We start from the raw sequence: 16,881 nt of genomic DNA, 5'->3' as shown, positions 1-16,881 counted from the left end.
TGCGGCCATGAAAAAAGGGATGAATCCGTCACCGGACTCATCCCTTTCATCGAGCTATTTCAACGAGCTATTTCAACGATTGGAGCGGATCAGCCAAACATGCTGAACCCATCATTGATCGGCAGAACATCACCGTTGGCTGCCATGAAGTGTTCGATGGTGTTGTAGCCAGCGAACCAGTCCTGCAGTTTTACACCTTGGGCGGTTGGGTCGGACGGCGGGAAATATCCATCGTTGAGGTACAGGTCATTACCCACCCGAGCCAGTTGCAACGCATCAGCCGAACGGATGTTGTTCAGGATCAACGTGTCCGTACCGCTAGTGCCGTCATCACGGATAGTCACCAGCAGGCCAGTATCGACGACATAGGTATCGCCGCCTTCGCCACCGTTGGCAAAACCGGTGGCTTTCATTTGCCACGGATAAGTAACTTTACCGCCGAAAGTCAGCGCGTCATTGCCCGCGCCACCAAGCAGCACGAAGTTTTCGCCGGTACCGAGCAAATCATCGCTACCGTCGCCACCATCAGCAGTACCGCTGACGACCTGGATCGTGTCGTTGCCAGCTTCACCAAAGGCGAACGTTCCACGATCATCCGGAGCGCTGATGATGAGGTCATTGCCATTGCCGCCGTACAGCATGTCGGCTTGCGGCCCACCGGCAGCCACGTCGACCGCGAACGGCCCGAGCTGGGTGTAGAAACTGCCGTAAATGACATCGTTGCCATCGCCACCGTAAATGGTGTCGTTGCCCAGACCACCCTCAAGCCCGTTGGCCAGCGCGTTGCCGGTCAGCGTGTCGTTGAAGTTGGTGCCGATGAGACTTTCGACGTTGATCAGCACATCGCCTTGTGCATCACCGCCCTGATTGAGGCCGGTCTGCAAGTTAATGTTCACCGCCGTGGTGTTGTTGATGTACCAGACAGTGTCGATCCCTTCGCGCCCGTCAATCACGTCGGCGCCGCCGCCACCGATGAAATTGTCGTTGATCGCCGTTCCGGACAAGGTGTCGGCGAAATTGCTGCCCTGGAAGATCTCGATGCCGGTAAAGGTATCACCAGCAGCATCGCCGGCATTGACGTTGGTTTTCAGGTCGATGGTGACGGCACTGTCTGACGACTCGTAGCTGACCATATCCAGGCCGGTGCCGCCGTTGATCGCCAGCGCTGCGGAGTTGCCAACGAAGATGTCGTTGTACTTCGAGCCTGTGAACGCTTCGATACTGTTGTAGGTGTCGCCCGTCGCGATCCCGGTGCTGATGCCGGTTTTCAGGTTAATGCTGACGCCCACGGTGCTGTCGTCATAGGACACAGTGTCCATACCCGCGCCGCCGAAGAACTGGTCGGCACCGCCGCCGCCCTTCAGCAGATCATTACCACTGCCACTGACAATGATGTTGTCGCTGTCATTGCCTGTACCGGTAAATGCAACCGTACCGGTGTAGGTCATGCGCTCGATGTTCGCCGCCAGGGTGTGTTCCTTGTAGCTGACGCGCACCTCATCGTTGCCGCCACCGACTTGCTCGATGGCTGTTACGCCGCCACCGTTGACGAAGTAGATGTCGTCACCAGCACCACCCTCGAAGGTCGCGTAGCTGATAGCCGCAGCAGTGAAGGTATCGTTGAAAGCCGAACCGACGACTTTATCAATGTTGGTAAAGGTGTCGCCCTGCGCATCACCGCCGGTGGCCACTGAAGAAGTGCCCGGGCGAATTTCGACGTTGACCGCCTCGGCAGACGCCGAGTAATCCACGGTATCCCAGCCAATACCGGCACCACCGTCAAACGCGATCACGCGGCTGTCGGCAAAAAACGTATCGTTGAGCTTCGAGCCGGTAATCCCCTCGATGCTGTTGTAGACGTCACCCGCACCAATACCCGAGTTGATCCCGGTTTTCAGGTTGATGGTCACGCCCACGGTGCTGTCGTCATAGGACACGATGTCCATTCCCGCGCCGCCGAAGAACTGATCGGCACCGCCACCGCCCTGCAGCGTGTCGTTACCCGCGCCACCGGTGATGATGTTGTCGCTGTCATTGCCTGTACCGGTAAATGCAACCGTACCGGTGTAGGTCATGCGCTCGATGTTCGCCGCCAGGGTGTGTTCCTTGTAGCTGACGCGCACCTCATCGTTGCCGCCACCGACTTGCTCGATGGCTGTTACGCCGCCACCGTTGACGAAGTAGATGTCGTCACCAGCACCACCCTCGAAGGTCGCGTAGCTGATAGCCGCAGCAGTGAAGGTATCGTTGAAAGCCGAACCGACGACTTTATCAATGTTGGTAAAGGTGTCGCCCTGCGCATCACCGCCGGTGGCCACTGAAGAAGTGCCCGGGCGAATTTCGACGTTGACCGCCTCGGCAGACGCCGAGTAATCCACGGTATCCCAGCCAATACCGGCACCACCGTCAAACGCGATCACGCGGCTGTCGGCAAAAAACGTATCGTTGAGCTTCGAGCCGGTAATCCCCTCGATGCTGTTGTAGACGTCACCCGCACCAATACCCGAGTTGATCCCGGTTTTCAGGTTGATGGTCACGCCCACGGTGCTGTCGTCATAGGACACGATGTCCATTCCCGCGCCGCCGAAGAACTGATCGGCACCGCCACCGCCCTGCAGCGTGTCGTTACCCGCGCCACCGGTGATGATGTTGTCGATGTCATTGCCTTTGCCGCTGAAGGCCCCCGTGCCGGTAAAGGTCATGCGCTCGATGTTCGCCGCCAGGGTGTGTTCCTTGTAGCTGACGCGCACCTCATCGTTGCCGCCACCGACTTGCTCAATGGCTGTTACGCCGCCACCGTTGACGAAGTAGATGTCGTCACCAGCACCGCCCTCGAAGGTCGCGTAGCTGATAGCCGCAGCAGTGAAGGTATCGTTGAAAGCCGAACCGACAACTTTATCAATGTTGGTAAAGGTGTCGCCCTGCGCATCACCGCCGGTGGCCACTGAAGAAGTGCCCGGGCGAATTTCGACGTTGACCGCCTCGGCAGACGCCGAGTAATCCACGGTATCCCAGCCAATACCGGCACCACCGTCAAACGCGATCACGCGGCTGTCGGCGAAAAACGTATCGTTGAGCTTCGAGCCGGTAATCCCCTCGATGCTGTTGTAGACGTCACCCGCACCAATACCCGAGTTGATCCCGGTTTTCAGATTGATGGTCACGCCCACGGTGCTGTCGTCATAGGACACGATGTCCATTCCCGCGCCGCCGAAGAACTGATCGGCACCGCCACCGCCCTGCAGCGTGTCGTTACCCGCGCCACCGGTGATGATGTTGTCGATGTCATTGCCTTTGCCGCTGAAGGCCCCCGTGCCGGTAAAGGTCATGCGCTCGATGTTCGCCGCCAGGGTGTGTTCCTTGTAGCTGACGCGCACCTCATCGTTGCCGCCACCGACTTGCTCAATGGCTGTTACGCCGCCACCGTTGACGAAGTAGATGTCGTCACCAGCACCACCCTCGAAGGTCGCGTAGCTGATAGCCGCAGCAGTGAAGGTATCGTTGAAAGCCGAACCGACGACTTTATCAATGTTGGTCAAGGTGTCGCCCTGCGCATCACCGCCGGTGGCCACTGAAGAAGTGCCCGGGCGAATTTCGACGTTGACCGCCTCGGCAGACGCCGAGTAATCCACGGTATCCCAGCCAATACCGGCACCACCGTCAAACGCGATCACGCGGCTGTCGGCGAAAAACGTATCGTTGAGCTTCGAGCCGGTAATCCCCTCGATGCTGTTGTAGACGTCACCCGCACCAATACCCGAGTTGATCCCGGTTTTCAGGTTGATGGTCACGCCCACGGTGCTGTCGTCATAGGACACGATGTCCATTCCCGCGCCGCCGAAGAACTGATCGGCACCGCCACCGCCCTGCAGCGTGTCGTTACCCGCGCCACCGGTGATGATGTTGTCGATGTCATTGCCTTTGCCGCTGAAGGCCCCCGTGCCGGTAAAGGTCATGCGCTCGATGTTCGCCGCCAGGGTGTGCTCCTTGTAGCTGACGCGCACCTCATCGTTGCCGCCACCGACTTGCTCAATGGCTGTTACGCCGCCACCGTTGACGAAGTAGATATCGTCACCATCGCCACCTTCATAAGTCGCGTAAAGGTAAGCGTCAGTGGTGAAGCTGTCGTTGAACGCCGAACCGATAACCTTCTCAATGCCGGTCAGGGTATCGCCTTGCGCATCGCCACCAACACCTGCCAGACCAGTGCCCGGCCGGATGTCGATATTGACCCCTGCTGCGGAAGCCGAATAATCGACCGTATCAAAATCTGCGCCACCGTCGATCTTGTCCGCACCGGCACTGCCCTTGATCAGGTCGTTGCCACCCAGACCATTCATCTGGTCATCGCCACTGGTACCGATCAGCGTATCCGCGCCGTTTGTCCCATTTATCACTGCCATTACTTCTTCCTTGCCTTGTTAAGAACCGGTACCGGCTCGCGGTCGATCAAACGTCATCGCAGCGAACACCAAAGACTCGTGAATGTGTTGATATCGACAGGAAATGATCGAAGCTTGAGGCCCTGCAAAAAATTGTATCGAGATTGATGCAATACGATTTTCGCAGGCAAAAAAAAGGCGACTCGAAAGTCGCCTGTTTTTTTGGGGAGGTGTTGCGCGAATCTGTCAGTCCGCCAGCCAGCCATTTTCCCAGTAGCGCAGGTTATCGCCACGCAGCACGTAATCGCGCAGCACCACCTCACGCAACTCGTCGCCCATGCGGTAGCTGGCATCAGGATCGGCCAGGTGCATGCGAATCGCCTGCAGCCACTCATCGGTGGTGTTGGTCTTGACCCGCGTGCACGGCAGGTAGCCGCGATAGGCTTCGGTGTCAGTGCAGATCACCGGGTAGCCGCAAGCGCCGTACTCCAGCAGCCGCAGGTTGCTCTTGCAGTCGTTGAAGATGTGGAACTCCAGCGGTGCGAGGGCCAGATCGAGGTTGAGGCTGGCCAGTTTCGCCGGATACACGTCGAGCGGGATCACACCGTGGAACTCATGCATGTACGGACGCAGGTCATCCGGGCACATGCCGAAGAATACCCAGTCGACTTCATTGGCCAGTTCGCGAACCACCTCGGCGATCACTGCCAGGTCGCCGTGGTGGCTGGTGCCACCACCCCAACCGACCCGTGGCTTCTTCGACGTGCGTCGCTGGCTGCGCAGGTTTCTCCAGAGGTTTTTCGCGAGCATGTTCGGCACCACACGGATGTCGTGGTGCATGTCCGACAACGCATTGGCCAGAGGTTGAGTCGACACGACCACCCGATCACAGAGGCCGATCGCTCGACGCACCATGCGCTCCATGTCCTGCTTGCTCGGCATGTTACGGATGTGGGCATTGCGATGAGGAACGTCGATGACATAGTCATCCAGTTCGAAAATACGCCGGGCGCTGAAGTACTTCTTCAGGGGCGGAATTTCATCGATGGCGTGCTCCGAGTAGCGCCCCTGCAGCACGATCACGTCGGGGGCCTGACGCTCGATTTCGACGATCGACGGCAAGCCGTAGCAGATGCGCCCCTCGACCCGGTTGGCCGCCTCCAGTTCGATCATCGGCTGGCTCATGCGGTAATGGCCGATGGCAGACGCGTTGATCGGCACCACGAGCACGTTGGGCAGACTCGACCTGGAAAACGCACTCCAGCCGGTCATCAGACCCGGTTCGAGGCTAAAGTTGCTGGCCCCGACACCCTGTAGCGCAAGGTTGACGTTGTAGGCCGGATCGCGCGCAATCTGCGGCAACCAGCGCTGGTAAAACGCATCCTGCTCGCGCTCGTGCCGTTGTTGCTCTTCGCTCGTTGCCACGGCGACCGGACGCGCGCCCACAGCCAGCCGGGCATGTGGATTCCACACCACCAGATAACCTTCGCGACCGATTCGCAGGCACAGATCGACGACGTTGTACGCGACCTTCAAGTGCTGTTCGTCGAGCCCCGCGACCTCCTCGAAGACCGACTTGCGAACCATAAGACAGTCACCGCCGACAGCGCTCAGATCCTGCACCGCCTGCAGCCGGAACATATAGCCCTCCGACTGCATCGGCTGACCAAAGAATGGCAACCCGGCCGGCCCCTGCAGGCCGAGAATCAGGCCGGCATGCAACACCCCGCCGTCCGGATCGAACAACTTGGCGCCGACGACCCCGACTTCGGGGCGCTGCGCATGATTGAGCAACTCGTCGAGCCAATCGGCTTGCGTGATCACCGCAAAGGCATTGAGCAGCAAGACATACTCGCCGCGCGCCTGGCTCACGGCAAAATTGTGAATGGCAGCGGGGTTGTGCTTTTGCGGGTAGCGCAAGACACGGATCAGCGCACCGCCCAATTGTTCCATGCCGTCGAGCCAGGTCCGCGCCTCGGCGCTTTCGCTGCCGCTGTCGACCAAGAGAATTTCGTACTCGGTGTAAGCGGTCTTTTCCAGCAGCGTTTCGACACAACGCTGCAAGGCCGCCGCCTGATCCTGAGCGACAATGATCACCGACACCAACGGGCGTCGGGCATGGCGATAGTCGACCCGATTGAGCAGTTCACTGCCCTCGCGTCGAGTCTCGTAGGCAATCCCCACGCGCTGCAGATGCGCATCGAGTACCCGCGGATTCTGTTCCAGGACACCCGGGTCGGTAAGCCATTGGGACAGATCGAATTTCGATTCAAGCAACACTTCGGCGACGTGCCCGATCACTTGAGTACCGTCGCTCTCGACCATGCGCCAGAGCAGGTCATGAGGCGCCAGTTGTGCAAAGTCAGTCGTCAGGCCGCCCAACGCCAGAACCCGCTCGCGCTTGAACGCCAGCGCCCGCCCGACATAGGGATAGCTGCGCATGAGGTCGAGGTTGAAATCCGGCTTGAACGCAGGCTCTGCCGACTCACCACTGCGCAGACTGCCTTCGTCGCTGTACAGGCAGGTGAAAGACCGCGAATGGGCGATGCGGTCCGCCATGATCAGCAATGCCGTGGCCACCGGACGATCACCGGGTTGCAGCAGGTAGAACCAGTCGGCGCCTTCCAGTTGCGGCAGCAAGGTGTTGAGCTGTTCCAGCCCATCGCCTTGCAGCGGCAGGCGAAACACGCGCCCATCCAGCTCCGCTTCGGCACAGGACGCGGACAGGACCAGCACCAGTTCCGCCGGGTAATCCTGATTGGCAAGGGCCTCCAGGGTGCGCTCCACACCATCGCGGCTGCCTTTGTCGTCGATGATGATCGGCACGATCCGCGGCTGATGCGACCAACCGGCGATGGTTTCCGGCAGCAACTTGCGCTGGCCTTCGGTCAGCACCCGGCACGCCAGCCATTGCGCGTAGAGTTCGCCGAAACTCAGGCTGTCGACGCCGACGCCACACTCCTGACGGCTCTGCCGGGAACCGAGGGTACGACTCAGCGGCAGCTCTTCCCAAACCCTTGGCGACTCATCAGCCTTTGCCAACGGGATATAGCGTACCCAGCCTGGCGCAGGCGCCGACTCGCCGCTGCGGACTTTGAGCATTTGCGAGAGCCACTCGCGCTCGACGTCCATCGCGTCCTTCATCGGTTGCTGCGCACTCAGCCGCTCCGGATAAAGACGCTCGGCGCTCAGCACATTGTTGGACACCGCCAGGTTGCCGCGTCGCAGCAGGCAGACATACAAGGCGAAATCCAGGCTCGCGACGAAGCAGCCGCCCTCCTCGGTCAATGCCGGCAGCAGCTCGGCGACGTCCGCGCGGCGAAACAGCGCGTTGCTGAAACCGCCGAGAACGTTGACCGGGAATTTTTCAAATATCGCCAGTAAATCGTCGCCCTTGAACAAGCCACTGACCGGCGACAGCGAGGTGTTTTCCAGACGCGCAGGGAGGATGATGTCGTTGGCGTCCCAGAGCAGTCGCTGCGCCAGCACCAGGCTGACCTCTGCACGGCGCATCTCGTGCGCTTGCTGCTCGATACAGGCGGAATACAGCAAATCATCGTCACACAGAAACTTGATGAACTCGCCCTGCGCCTGATCCAGACAGGCTTTCAGATTGCCGACCAGGCCCAACGTGCGCGGGTTGCGCACATAACGCACGGCAACGCCGGTCTGCGTACTGACATTGGAGACGGTGTTTTCGATCTCGACGCCACGACTGTCATCGCAAACGATGATCTCCAGATGGCCATAGCCTTGGCCGACAGCGCTACGCAAGGCTCGCTCGAAAAAGCGTGGATTGAAGGCGGGAATGACAAGGCTAACGAGAGGGAGTGAATTCACGGCGGGCTCACAGGCGGTACAAGCCCGCTCGGCAAAGCGAACCCTTGAAACCGCTATAAAACATTACTTGGGGATAGAGCAAACGGGCGCTCGCGCGCCCGTTAATCGTCAGATCTTGTTGAACAGACCCAACTGGCTGATCTTGCTGAACGCCAGTTGCGCGGCTTGCAACATGGTCTGCTGCAAGGTCAGGCGGGTCATGACTTCGGCGGGATCCGAATCACGGATCGAGCCCTGGGTCGTGGTGTTCGCCGTGCTCAGGCTCAGGTTAGTCGCGGTTTGCATTTCCAGCGCTTGGCCACGGGCACCAATGGTGGTGACAGAAGCGCCAATCTGGTTGGTAGCGGCGTCGATGTTGCCGAGACCCGACTCCATGACACCCTGAAACTTCTGCTTGGCAACATCATCACCGTCGATCGGCGTATTCAATGCCGTAATCATCTGGCCCAGCGTGTCGAGCACGTTCTGGGTCTGGTGATTGTTCGGCTGGATCGAGAACTGATCGCCAGCGGCCGGAGTGTTGCCCAGCGCGAAAGTCACGCCCGCAGCGGTCGCGTTGCCGCCAGCCACGGTGCCGGACGACACGGGTTTGCTGTCCGCTGTGACTGGCGCCGCATACAGATCGAACGCCGTGGCGCTGGTGAACTTGAGCACCGCGCCGCCTTGCGGGAAGGCGTTTGTATAGGCCGACTGGTCGGTGATGGTCGAACCGGTAATCACCGCAGTAGATGGGTTACCCGGGCTGCGCGCGGTGGTGAACGAGTCAGGCTGGGTCGACAGCTGGAAGCTGTGCCCGGCAATGACCGCGTCCGGGTTGGTGTCCCCCGCTTTCAGGTTGATATTCAGCTTCAGGTCGACGCCACGGAAACTGACCGACTGGTTGGTGCCGGTGGTGTTGACGATCGCGCCGTTCTGGCTGGCTTCGGCCGTCACGTCGTTACCCAGCGCATCGGTGATTTGCAGTTGGGTGCTGCTGACGAAGCTGACGGTGTAGGGCTGACCACCGGAGAACTTGGAGTTGTAGGTGGCAACATTGCCAACGGTACCGCTGGACAGCACGACACGGCCGTCATCCACTGCAGGAGCTGTCATGTTGGTGCTGGTGCGGCCGGTGTTGATGGTCTGCTGAAAGGCATCCCAACCGGTGGTGTTGGTGCCGACCGTCATACCGTCGCCGATGCCCAGGTTGATCGTGGTCTGGTCACCGTTGTAGGTGTAAGTGCCGTCGGCATTCTGCGAGTACGGCGCGGTATCGGTCTTCGAACCGGAGAACATGTAGTTGCCGTTGGCATCCTTGGAGTTCATCAGGCCCAGCACTTGTTGCTGGATCTGACTCAGTTCCGAAGCGTAAGCCTGGCGATCCTTGTCGGTGCGCGTGCCGGTGTTGGCGGCCAGGGCGAGTTCCTTGGCACGCGCCAGTGCGGTGGTGATGGAATCCAGCGTGGACTCCTGCACATTCAACGAATTTGTGGTGGTGTCGACATTGGTCTTGTACTGATCCAGCATCGCGGCCTGCTGGCCGAGTTGCAGCAAACGACCGGCACCGATCGGATCATCGGACGCATTGGTGATGCGCTGCAGGCTGCTCGCCTCGCTGGCGGTGGCGACAGCCTTGTTGAAGTTACGCTGATAGTCCGACGCTTGCGTGCCGTAATACTGGGCGGTGGAAATGCGCATGAATTACGACTCCTTAAAGGCTGTTGATCAGCGTGGCGAAAGTTTCCTGCGCAGCTTTGATGATCTGCGAAGACGCTGTGTAGTACTGCTGGTATTTGACCAGGTTGCCGGTTTCTTCATCCAGGTTGACCCCGGACAGCGAATCGCGCGCGCCTTTGGCGTTATCCAGGATCGCCGAGGTCGCGGCGCTGTCGGACTTGCCTTGGGCAGTCTTGGTACCGACGTTGGTCACCAGTTTGTTGTAAGCGTCAGTCAGGCTGATGCCTTTGCTGGCCGAACCGGTATCGACAGTCTGCGCGGTTTGCAGGGCGACCAGCGATTGCGCGTTACGGTTGTCCGAAGACGCCGCACCGGTCAGGTTCATGGTGAAGGTTTCGCCTGGCTTCGGCGTGCCGCCCACGGTGGTCTGTACAGAGAAGGTTTTCTGTACGTTCGGCGTAACGCTGGTGTCCAGCACCGGGTTGCCGCTGGCATCGACGATGCCGACCTTCAGGTCCAGCGTGTTCGACTGACCGGGAACGATAGTGCCGCTGCTGATCAGGCCGCCCTTGGCATCCACAAAGGTGTAAGACTGGCTGCCGCCGCTGACCGCACCGAACACCAGTTTGACCGGCGTCGAGTTCTTCAGCGCCGCCTGCATGTCAGCCTGGGCCGTCGGGTTGTAGATATCGATCTTGCTGCTGAGTGTCGGCTGAGTGTAAGTGCCCAGACCGGCAGCGCTGGCGACACCGGTCAACGGACCGGCCGCAGCGATTTTCTTCGGATCGGTGAGCACCGTCTGAATGCTCGCGGCCGCATTGCGGGTCGGGGTGACTTTGAAGCTGTCACCGGCGCTCAACGCACCACCCTTCAGAGCAAGGGTGAAACCGTCGATCACTGGCGGCGGATTGGTTGTGGTGCTGAAGGCGCCCATGTCGGTGCCGTCCGAACGCTTGACGGTGTAGTCGGTAGCGCTGGTGAACGTCACCTGATAATCGCTGGTGGTCAGCTTGCCGGTGTCCTTGATGGTAACGTCAAGGTTGCCCGAGCCTGTGCTGTTGCCCGACTGCGCGATACTGCGCTGACTGATCAGCGCAGCACTGTTGATGTTGTTGAAAATCGCCGCGCCGAAGTCACCGTTCTTGTCGATGCCCTGTGCTTGCTGGCTGTTGACCTGATCAGCGATCACCAGTGCCACTCGGCCCAGCTCGTTGAGCGACGGGTCAAGGACCTCTTTGCGGTAAGTCAGCAGGCCGCCGATTTCACCGCCGGTCATCGCCGAGGTGATGTCGATGGTGCTCGAACCGCGATCCATCTGGATGGCCATGCGCGACGGATCGTCTTTGCTTGCGACCATGCTCAGGGTGTTGGTGGTGTTGCCGATCACCAGCGGCTGACCGCTGCCGATGTAGACATCGAAACTGGTACCACGCTCGACGACCTGTGCACCGGTCAGCTCGGAGAGCTGACGTACCGCTTCGTTACGGCTGTCGAGCAGATCGTTCGGCGCCCCACCGCTGGTGGAGATCTCGCCGATCTTCTGGTTCAAATTGGCAATCGAGGTGGCCAGTTTGTTCACCTGGGACGTCATGTCGCCAAGGCTGCCATTGATGGTGGTGTTCTGATCGTTGAGCTGTTTGGCGATGGTGTTGAAGCGGCTGGTCAGCGCTTGCGCACCGGTCAGCACCGATTGACGGGAGGTGTCATCGGTCGCCGACGTCGAGACGCCCTGCATCGTGGTAAAGAATTTTTGCAGCACACCGGTCAGGCCGGTGTTGGTGTCCGACAGCATGGAATCCAGCGGCGTGGCCTGCGCCAGAAACGCGGCCGACTCGCTGTCGAGCGAGGTGGCCGTGTGCAGCTGGCTTTCCAGGTACGAGTTGTACACCCGGCGCACGTCAGCCAGGGTGGTGCCCGTACCGATGAACACGGTGCCGAATTGCTGCGAGGATTTGGTGCCCTGCACGGTTTGCTGGCGCGAATAACCGGCGGTGTCGACGTTGGCAATGTTGTTGCCTGTCGTAGCCAAAGAGGACTGGCTGGCCGACAGTCCTGACATCCCGATATTGAGCAAACTCATGGTTCAGACCTTATACCTTGTGCCTTATAAAGGCGTGGTGGATACACCCGCCGCAGCGTAGTTTTGGAAACTGTTCATCTGCTTGGCTATCTGCGAAATCTTTGTCGCGTAGTTCGGGTCGGTGGCGTAACCGGCCTTTTGCAACTCGCGTACAAACTGTTCTGGGTTATCGGCAGACTTCACAACATCTTGATAGCGATTGTTGCTCTGCAGCAAAGTCACCAGATCGTGGAAACTGTCCTTGTACGAGGCGTAGGAACGGAACTCGGCCGTCTCCTTGACCATCGCACCATTGCGGAACTCACTGGTGATTGCCCGGGCCGAATCGCCGGTCCAGTTGCTGCTCGCCTTGATGCCGAACAGGTTGTGACTACTGCTGCCATCCTGCGCGCGCATGACCGATTTGCCCCAGCCGGTTTCCAGCGCGGCCTGCGCCACCAGGTAACGCGGATCGACGCCGATACGTGCGGCAGCTTCCTTGGCCATCGGCAGCATGGTGTTGACGAACTCGTCGGCGGAGCTGAAGGCTTTCTTCGCGGGCGCCAGCGGAATCTGCGCCATGGCGCGACCGTAAATCTGCATCTGCCCGCCAGAGGCCTTGTCCGACTCGGCGCGGGCCAGCCAGTCGCCGTTGTACAGCGGACCGGCGCCAGTGGTGGCGGCAGTCGTGGTGCGTTGCGGCAATTGGCTGGCAGCTGTCGGCATGGCCGACGGCACCAGACCGGCGAGCAAGCGATCAGCCAGTTTCGGCGGCAAGGCCAGTCGACGCTGGTTGATCATTTCCATGTCGTTGCGGTGCGCCAGTTGCGTGTTCGGCGCATTGACCGAACGCGACGCCCACAGCGGACGCTCGCCATTGAGGCGCGACAACGGGCCGCTGGTGGCGACGGTGCCTGCGGCAACCGGTGTCGCCACGGCCATTGCCTTGGCTTTGGCTTCTTCCTGTTTGGCGGCGGAGGCGGCCGCAGCCTCGCCCGGCGCCATCGGTTTGTTCTTCGACATCTGCCGCATCAGCACGTCAGCCAGACCGATACCACCGCCCTCGCGGGACATGGAAACGGCCAGTTGCTGGTCGTACATTTCCTGATACTGCTTGGCCGCCGGCGTGTTCAGCGGATTGTCCTGGCCCAGCGCTTCGGTGGCCGAACGCATCGACTTGAGCATTTCGCCGAGGAACAGCGATTCGAACTCCTGCGCCACCTTGCGCATGTTCGCATCGCTGTCCTTGTCGCCGACCTTGAGCTGGTTCAGACGATTGAGGTCCGAGTAAGAACCCGAATCGCTGCTACTGACCAGACCGCTCTTGCGCATATCCATGGGGGTCGGCCTCAGATCACAATCAGGTCGGCTTGCAACGCGCCGGCCTGCTTCAGAGCTTCAAGAATCGCCATCAGGTCACCCGGTGCTGCGCCGACCTGGTTCACCGCACGCACGATCTCGTCGAGGGTGGTACCCGGGCCGAACTTGAACATCGGTTTGGCTTCCTGCTCGGCATTCACCCGCGAACGCGGCACGACCGCAGTCTGACCGTTGGACAACGGCCCCGGCTGGCTGACGATCGGGTCTTCGGTGATGGTCACGGTCAGGCTGCCGTGGGTCACGGCGGCCGGCGACACTTTGACGTTCTGGCCGATGACGATGGTGCCGGTACGCGAGTTGATGATGACTTTCGCCACCGCCTGCCCCGGATCGACTTCGAGGTTTTCGAGGATCGACAGATAGTCGACGCGCTGGCTCGGATCGAGCGGCGCCGTCACACGGATCGAACCGCCGTCGATGGCTTGTGCCACACCAGGGCCGAGCATGTCGTTGATCTTGTCGACGATGCGCTTGGCCGTGGTGAAGTCGGAACGGTTGAGGTTCAGCGTCAGGCTGTTGCCTTGGTTGAAACCGCTCGGCACCGAACGCTCTACCGACGCACCACCCGGGATACGACCGGCCGATGGCACGTTGACGGTAATCTTCGAACCGTCACGGCCCTCGGCATCGAAACCGCCAACCACCAGGTTGCCCTGAGCGATGGCGTAGACGTTGCCGTCGATACCCTTGAGCGGGGTCAGCAACAGGGTGCCGCCGCGCAGGCTCTTGGAGTTACCGATCGAGGAAACAGTGATGTCGACTTGCTGACCCGGTTTGGCGAACGCCGGCAGATCGGCACTCACCGACACCGCCGCGACGTTTTTCAACTGCACGTTGCCCGAGCCCGGCGGCACTTTGATGCCGAACTGCGAGAGCATGTTGTTGAAGGTCTGCAGGGTGAACGGGGTTTGCGTCGTCTGGTCACCGGTGCCGTTAAGCCCGACCACCAGGCCGTAACCGATCAACTGGTTGGAACGCACGCCGGAAATGCTGGCGATATCTTTCAGCCGCTCGGCGTGGGCACCAAAGGCTGCGGACATCAGTGCCGCAGCCAGCATCAGGTGTTTGAAATTCAACGTAGCCACCTAGAAAGGGAACAGCGGGCTGAGGAAGAAACGGTCGAACCAGCCTGGCTGACTCGCATCGGCGAACGAACCGGTGCCCGAGTAGGTGATGCGCGCATCGGCGACACGGGTCGACGACACGGTGTTGTCGGTGGCGATGTCATCCGCGCGCACCAGACCGGCAATTCGTACCAGCTCATCGCCGGTGTTGAGGGTCATCCACTTCTCGCCGCGTACGGCAATGATGCCGTTGGGCAGCACGTCGGCCACGGTCACGGTGATCGAACCGGTCAGGGTGTTGCCCTGCGCAGCCTTGCTGTCACCCTTGGTCGCGCGGTCGCCGCTGTAGCCGACGTCCAGACTCAGATCATTGCCACCCAACGGGTTGTTGGTGGTGGCGCTGCCGCCGAACAACGAAGTCAGACCGATGCCGGTCTTGCTGTTCTTGGCCACTTGCGAGTTGGCGTTTTTGCTCGCCTGGGTCTTCTCGTTCAGGGTGATGGTGATGATGTCACCGACCCGGAATGCCTTGCGGTCGCCGTACAGATTCTGTTCGAACCCGGCCTGATAGATCGAGCCGTTATTGGCTGCAGCCGGCAACGGCGTACGCGGCAACACCGGGGCGTAGTAAGGGTCATTGGGCTTGGGCGTCGGGGCGACGCAGCCCGCGAGCGAGACGACTCCACTCAATGCCAGAACAGATACGAAGCGATTCATGACCCTACCTCACGGTGTTGCAGGCGACCTCATGGTCGCCTCATAGACTTGATTACAGATTCTGCGTTACGAACGAGAGCATCTGGTCGGCGGTGGAAATCACCTTGGAGTTCATCTCGTAAGCGCGCTGAGTGGTGATCATGTTGACCATCTCTTCAACGGTGCTGACGTTGGACGTTTCCAGGGTGTTCTGCAGCGTGGTGCCGAAACCGTTCAGGCCCGGGGTACCGACCTGTGGCGCGCCGGAAGCAGCAGTTTCCAGGAACAGGTTGTTACCCACGGCTTGCAGACCGGCCGGGTTGATGAAGTCGGCGGTTTGCAGGTTGCCGATCACCTGGGCGGCAGGGTTGCCGGCAACGGAGATCGACACGGTGCCGTCGCGACCCACGGTGAAGGTCTGGGCATCGTTCGGAATGACGATGGCCGGCTCCAGGGCGAAACCGCTGGCGTTGACGATCTGGCCGTTGGAGTCGAGGTGGAAAGTACCGTCACGGGTGTAGGACGTGGTGCCGTCCGGCTGCAGGATCTGGAAGAAACCGCGACCGTCGATGGCCATGTCCAGCGGCTGCTCGGTGGTTTGCAGGCTGCCGGCGGTGAAGTTCTTTTGCGTGCCGACAATGCGCACACCGGTACCCACTTGCAGACCCGACGGCAGTTCGCTGTCCTGAGTCGACTGGGCGCCGGGCTGACGCTTGATCTGATACAGCAGGTCCTGGAACTCGGCGCGGTCACGTTTGAAACCCGTGGTCGAAACGTTCGCCAGGTTGTTGGAAATGGTGGTCAGGTTGGTGTCCTGGGCGGACAGACCCGTTTTGGCAACCCATAGAGCCGGAAGCATTCGATTCTCCTCGTGCGCCTGTTTTACGGCGCGACGTTCTGATAATTAGCTGATCTGCAAGACCCGAGCCATGGCCTGGTCGTCGTCTTTGGCGGTGTTCATCATCTTGACGTGCAACTCGAACTGCTTGGCCAGGGCCAGCACCGAAGTCATCTCTTCCACGGCATTGACGTTGCTCGACTCAAGGAATCCCGACACCAGTTTGACGTTGGCATCGGCCGGCGCAGGCTGGCCGTCCTTGGTGTAAATCGAGCCGTCGAGGCCCTTGTTCATGTTCTTGATGTCCGGGTTGACCAGTTTGATCCGGTCGACTTCCGCCATGACGCGTGGGCCTTCACCCATCGCACGAATACTAATGGTGCCGTCTTCACCGACTTCGACCTGCTGCTCGGGCGGCACGGCGATCGGACCGCCATTGCCCATCACCGGCATGCCGTTGCCGGCGCGCAACACACCGAGGGCATCGATATTGAGGCTGCCGGTGCGCACATAGCTTTCGCCGCCGTTCGGGTTCTGCACGGCGATAAAACCGTTGCCGGTCACGGCGACGTCAAGGTCACGACCGGTCTGCACCAGCGAGCCCGGCGTGAAATCAGTGGCGGGCCGCTCGCTCATGGCAAACGCGCGCGCCGGAAAGCTGTCACCAAACACCGGCATCGAACGCGCCTGCTCCAGGTCGCGCTGAAAACCGTTGGTGGAGATGTTCGCCAGGTTGTTGGCATGAGCCTTCTGCGCCAGTGCGTTCTGGCTGGCGCCGGTCATTGCCACATAAAGGTACTTGTCCACACTCTTTCCTCTGCATGCCGGACGTTTGCCGCCCACCGCTGTACTGCTGAGCCATAAGCAATTTGCAGACCAACTTTTTTCTGACGGCTCGCGGCCCGGTAAACAAAGGACTTGGGGGATTTTGCGGGGATCGGGGAAATGTATCGAAGACGAAAAACC

At 60.2% G+C, this 16,881-nt stretch carries 9 protein-coding genes; all 9 read right to left on the bottom strand.

What is annotated here, in order from left to right:
* Positions 1–89: 89 nt before the first annotated feature.
* The 9 genes from JFT86_RS27690 to JFT86_RS27650 all read right to left on the bottom strand — a co-directional run bounded on the left by JFT86_RS27690 (position 90) and on the right by JFT86_RS27650 (position 16,722).
* Positions 90–4,403: a calcium-binding protein gene (locus tag JFT86_RS27690; RefSeq protein WP_201234455.1), complete on the bottom strand. Its 4,314-nt coding sequence runs from the start codon at positions 4,401–4,403 to the stop codon at positions 90–92.
* Between the two features lie 225 nt (positions 4,404–4,628).
* Entirely contained in the window at positions 4,629–8,222 is a 3,594-nt protein-coding gene (locus JFT86_RS27685; RefSeq protein WP_201239241.1) for a glycosyltransferase, read from the bottom strand.
* A gap of 108 nt (positions 8,223–8,330) precedes the next feature.
* Positions 8,331–9,899 (bottom strand): flagellar hook-associated protein 3, encoded by a 1,569-nt coding sequence (locus tag JFT86_RS27680; RefSeq protein ID WP_064119563.1) that lies wholly within the window; start codon positions 9,897–9,899, stop codon positions 8,331–8,333.
* A 13-nt stretch (positions 9,900–9,912) separates the two neighbouring features.
* Positions 9,913–11,958 carry a flagellar hook-associated protein FlgK gene (gene flgK, locus JFT86_RS27675; RefSeq protein ID WP_201239240.1) on the bottom strand — a complete coding sequence of 682 codons (2,046 nt, stop codon included), beginning with the start codon at positions 11,956–11,958 and terminating at the stop codon, positions 9,913–9,915.
* Positions 11,959–11,982: 24 nt separating this feature from the next.
* Positions 11,983–13,275: a flagellar assembly peptidoglycan hydrolase FlgJ gene (gene flgJ, locus JFT86_RS27670; RefSeq protein ID WP_201239239.1), complete on the bottom strand. Its 1,293-nt coding sequence runs from the start codon at positions 13,273–13,275 to the stop codon at positions 11,983–11,985.
* A gap of 11 nt (positions 13,276–13,286) precedes the next feature.
* A complete protein-coding gene (locus tag JFT86_RS27665; RefSeq protein WP_011333019.1) occupies positions 13,287–14,375 on the bottom strand; it encodes a flagellar basal body P-ring protein FlgI in 1,089 nt (362 codons plus the stop codon).
* A gap of 27 nt (positions 14,376–14,402) precedes the next feature.
* Positions 14,403–15,098, bottom strand: coding sequence for a flagellar basal body L-ring protein FlgH (flgH, locus tag JFT86_RS27660; RefSeq protein ID WP_201239238.1), 696 nt, complete (start codon positions 15,096–15,098; stop codon positions 14,403–14,405).
* Positions 15,099–15,150: 52 nt separating this feature from the next.
* Entirely contained in the window at positions 15,151–15,936 is a 786-nt protein-coding gene (flgG, locus tag JFT86_RS27655; protein ID WP_103305338.1) for a flagellar basal-body rod protein FlgG, read from the bottom strand.
* A gap of 45 nt (positions 15,937–15,981) precedes the next feature.
* Entirely contained in the window at positions 15,982–16,722 is a 741-nt protein-coding gene (locus JFT86_RS27650) for a flagellar basal body rod protein FlgF (RefSeq protein WP_103305337.1), read from the bottom strand.
* Positions 16,723–16,881 lie beyond the last annotated feature (159 nt).

The sequence above is a fragment of the Pseudomonas sp. TH06 genome (assembly GCF_016651305.1).
Classification (GTDB): domain Bacteria; phylum Pseudomonadota; class Gammaproteobacteria; order Pseudomonadales; family Pseudomonadaceae; genus Aquipseudomonas.
Note: the sequence above shows the minus strand (reverse complement) of the source record. Positions and strands in the feature narration are given on the sequence as shown.

Excerpts from the sequence above, each read along its gene's own strand:
- JFT86_RS27690 (WP_201234455.1), bottom strand. The coding sequence starts at position 4,403 with ATGGCAGTGATAAATGGGACAAACGGCGCGGATACGCTGATCGGTACC.
- JFT86_RS27680 (WP_064119563.1), bottom strand. The coding sequence starts at position 9,899 with ATGCGCATTTCCACCGCCCAGTATTACGGCACGCAAGCGTCGGACTAT.
- flgK (WP_201239240.1), bottom strand. The coding sequence starts at position 11,958 with ATGAGTTTGCTCAATATCGGGATGTCAGGACTGTCGGCCAGCCAGTCC.
- flgJ (WP_201239239.1), bottom strand. The coding sequence starts at position 13,275 with ATGGATATGCGCAAGAGCGGTCTGGTCAGTAGCAGCGATTCGGGTTCT.
- JFT86_RS27665 (WP_011333019.1), bottom strand. The coding sequence starts at position 14,375 with ATGCTGGCTGCGGCACTGATGTCCGCAGCCTTTGGTGCCCACGCCGAG.
- flgH (WP_201239238.1), bottom strand. The coding sequence starts at position 15,098 with ATGAATCGCTTCGTATCTGTTCTGGCATTGAGTGGAGTCGTCTCGCTC.
- flgG (WP_103305338.1), bottom strand. The coding sequence starts at position 15,936 with ATGCTTCCGGCTCTATGGGTTGCCAAAACGGGTCTGTCCGCCCAGGAC.